This is a genomic window from Nocardioides sp. (genome assembly GCF_034670285.1).
GTDB lineage: Bacteria > Actinomycetota > Actinomycetes > Propionibacteriales > Nocardioidaceae > Nocardioides.
The window spans coordinates 1-2,914 of sequence record NZ_JAXMNS010000447.1 but is presented as its reverse complement, the minus strand read 5'-3'; the positions used below and the strand labels follow the sequence as shown (position 1 = coordinate 2,914).

The 2,914-nt window shown below is 75.6% G+C and carries 5 protein-coding genes; all 5 read left to right on the top strand.

Annotation, left to right across the window (positions count from 1 at the left end; all coding sequences use genetic code 11):
• Positions 1-104 precede the first annotated feature (104 nt).
• The 5 genes from VOI19_RS17435 (at position 105) to VOI19_RS17415 (ending at position 2,786) form a co-directional block, all read left to right on the top strand.
• Positions 105-932 (top strand): type II secretion system F family protein, encoded by an 828-nt coding sequence (locus VOI19_RS17435; RefSeq protein ID WP_323794220.1) that lies wholly within the window; start codon positions 105-107, stop codon positions 930-932.
• The gene (locus VOI19_RS17430) at positions 929-1,678 is read left to right on the top strand and encodes a type II secretion system F family protein (protein WP_323794219.1); all 750 of its coding nucleotides are present in this window, start codon (positions 929-931) and stop codon (positions 1,676-1,678) included. The genes VOI19_RS17435 and VOI19_RS17430 overlap by 4 nt, the downstream gene beginning before the upstream one ends.
• A gap of 151 nt (positions 1,679-1,829) precedes the next feature.
• A complete protein-coding gene (locus VOI19_RS17425; protein WP_323794218.1) occupies positions 1,830-2,015 on the top strand; it encodes a DUF4244 domain-containing protein in 186 nt (61 codons plus the stop codon).
• A complete protein-coding gene (locus tag VOI19_RS17420; RefSeq protein ID WP_323794217.1) occupies positions 2,012-2,398 on the top strand; it encodes a TadE family protein in 387 nt (128 codons plus the stop codon). Before VOI19_RS17425 ends, VOI19_RS17420 begins: the two co-directional genes overlap by 4 nt.
• 37 nt (positions 2,399-2,435) lie before the next feature.
• On the top strand, positions 2,436-2,786 hold the full coding sequence (locus VOI19_RS17415) for an Rv3654c family TadE-like protein (RefSeq protein WP_323794216.1): 351 nt from the start codon (positions 2,436-2,438) through the stop codon (positions 2,784-2,786).
• Positions 2,787-2,914 lie beyond the last annotated feature (128 nt).

Genomic DNA, 2,914 nt, shown 5'->3' with positions numbered 1-2,914 from the left:
GGGCTGGTCGAGATGCGCGCAGCGGTCGAGGTGACGGCCGACGCCGTGAGTGAGGGGCCGGGGCTCGACGACCTCCTCGCCTTGCTGGCGCGGCGAGCCGGGTCGTGACTCCTGCGGCGGTCTGGCAGGCGGCGTGGGCGGTGGTGGCCGTGAGCTGCGCGGGCGGAGCGGTCGTGCTGATGGCTCCCGCCGTCGCGCAGCGGCCTCGGGCGCCGAGCGGTCGAGAGGAGGCTGCGGCGCGTGGTGGTCCTGCGATGCGGGCGCTGGTCGGCGTGGGCGCGGTCGCCGTCGTGGCCGTCGCGGGCCTCGTCGCACCGCGTCAGGTCGCGCTCGCAGCGATCGTCGTGGTCGCGGGCCTGGTCGGCTGGGTCCTGGTGCGCCGACGTCGGCAGCTCCGCTCAGCGGAAAGGACGTCGGCTCGACTGCTCGAGGCGTGCGAGCAGCTGACCGGCGAGCTCGTGGCCGGCCGACCTCCCGGGGTGGCGCTCGAGCAGTGCGCGGCCCACTGGCACCCCGTCGCGCCGGTGGCCGAGGCCTTCCGGGTGGGAGCCGACGTGCCCGGAGCCTGGCGCGAGGTGGCGCGGCGGCCTGGTGCCGCAGACCTGCGCCTGGTGGCCGCGGCGTGGCAGGTCTCCCACCGCACCGGGGCTGGGCTGGCCTCCGCGCTCGAGCAGGTCACCGCTGACCTGCGGGCTCAGCGCGCCACGCGCCGCGTCGTGGCCGGTGAGCTGGCCTCCGCCAGGGCCACGGCTCGCCTGGTGGCGGTGCTGCCGTTGCTCGCGCTGACCTTCGGTGCCGGGGCGGGCGGTGATCCGTGGACGTTCCTGCTCACCCACCCGATCGGTCTCGCCTGCCTCGGTCTCGGGCTCGCCTTCGGGCTCGGCGGCCTGGCGTGGATCGAGGCGCTGGCCCGCCAGGTCGACCGGTCGTGACCGGCGCGCCCGTCCTGGCAGGGCTGGCCGCGGCTGCGGCAGTCGCGCTGCTCCTGCCGATCAGGCCCCGGTGGCCAGAGACCGGGGTCGGGGCAGACGGCCGGGGGGCGGGCGACGTCGGCGATCCCGGTGGGCAGGGAGACGGGTGGTTGAGGCGGCACCGAGCCGTGTGGGCGGTGCTGTCCGCGATCGGTGCCGCGACCTTCGTGGGGGGTCCGCTGTCACTTCCGGCGGCCGGTGCCGCCGGCGTTGCGGTCTGGGTGGTGATCGAACGGGCCGAGGCGCCGGCCCTGCGCGCCGAGCGGGACGCCGTACGACGAGACCTGCCGGCGATCGTGACGCTCCTGGCCTCGGCGTTGAGGTCGGGGACCGCTCCGGGCGAGGCGCTGTCGGTGGTGGCCGAGGCGCTGCCGGGCCCGGCTGCCGACCGTCTGGTGGCGGTTGCTGCGCGCCTGCGGCTCGGAGGGGATCCGAGCCAGGTCTGGGCCGCGCTCGAGCGCGACGGCGAGCTGGCGGTGCTGGGGCGGGCGCTCGGACGGGCCCACGCCACCGGTGCGCCGATCGTGACCGCGATCGAGCGGCTCGCTGACGACCTCGCCCGAGCGGCCCGCGGGGCGGCCGAGGACCAGGCGCGAGCGATCGGCGTCAAGGCCGCCGTCCCGCTCGGACTGTGCCTGCTGCCGTCGTTCGTGCTGATCGGGATCGTCCCGCTCGTCGCCGGACTGGTGGCGACGATGGGCTGGTGAGCTCACGGCAGCACCCACCTGGTCTCCACCGCCCGACTGCCCGCGGTCGTTCTCCACAGGAGCCCGTCGAGCCGGAGCGCAGGCGGCGGAGTCGGCGCAGGGTTCTGGCTGGCGGGCCGCAGCGGGCGGCCCCGACGAAGGGATCATCTCCATGCGCCACCTCCTCACGACCTCCGCACGCGACGAGCGCGGAATCACCACGGCCGAGTACGCCGTCGGCACCGCAGCCGGGGCCGGTCTGGCGGGTCTGCTCTACGTGATGCTCACCGGCGGCTTCGGCGACAAGCTGCTGACGACCCTGTTCGACCACGTGCTGTCGCTCCTCGGGCTCGGGTGAGGCTCCGCCGCGGCGGCGTCGGGCGCTGCGCCGACCGTGGCGCGGTCACGGCGGAGACCGCCCTGGTGCTGCCGATCCTGCTGATGACCACGATCGGCCTGGTCTGGTTGCTGTCGCTCGGCGCCGCTCAGCTGCGGGTCATCGACGCAGCGCGGGAGACCGCCCGAGCCGTCGCCCGCGGCGACGACGTCGGGGCCGCGGTCGCGGTCGGTGAGCGAGTCGCGCCGGCCGGCGGCCGCGTCGTGGTGTCCGACGGTGGAGGACAGGTCGTCGCTCGTGCGACGGCCGACGTCGCCGGCCCCGGTGGATTGTTCCGCTGGTGGCCGGCGGTCACCGTGCGCGCCGAAGCAGTGGCCTCCTCGGAGGGAGAGGGCGAGCCGTGAGTCGGCGACGGTCGGTGGGGGGTCGGTGAGGGGGTCGGTGGGGGAGCCCGAGCGAGGTGCTGCGACGGTCCTGGCCGTCGCGCTGCTCGGGCTCCTCGTCCTCGTGGCGTGTGGTCTCAGCGTGGTGGCGGCGATCTTCGTCGGGCACCGGACGGCCCAGTCAGCCGCCGATCTCGCGGCCCTCGCCGGGGCGGCAGCCGTCGCGTCCGGTGGTGACCCCTGCTCCGCGGCGGGATCTGTCGCTCAGGCCAACGGTGCCGGGCTCGCCCAGTGCAGCGTGCAGGGCCGCGAGGTCGTGGTCACCGTCGCGGTGCCCGGACCTGGCTGGCGAGGCTGGGAGGCCGGCGACCTGACGGCTGAGAGCCGCGCCGGCCCCGCCCGAAGCTAGGTGCGGGAGGAGGGTCAGCGGTCGTTGTCGAGGTCGCGGCGGCGCTCGGCCTCGGCGCGCTCGAGCTTCTCGGAGAGCTCTTCCATCTTTTTGTTCTCCTTGCGCCAGATGAAGCAGCGCAAGGAGAA

Bases quoted from the DNA above. Each gene is read 5' to 3' on its own strand.
- VOI19_RS17425 (WP_323794218.1), top strand. From the start codon at position 1,830: ATGCGCCACCTCCTCACGACCTCCGCACGCGACGAGCGCGGAATCACC.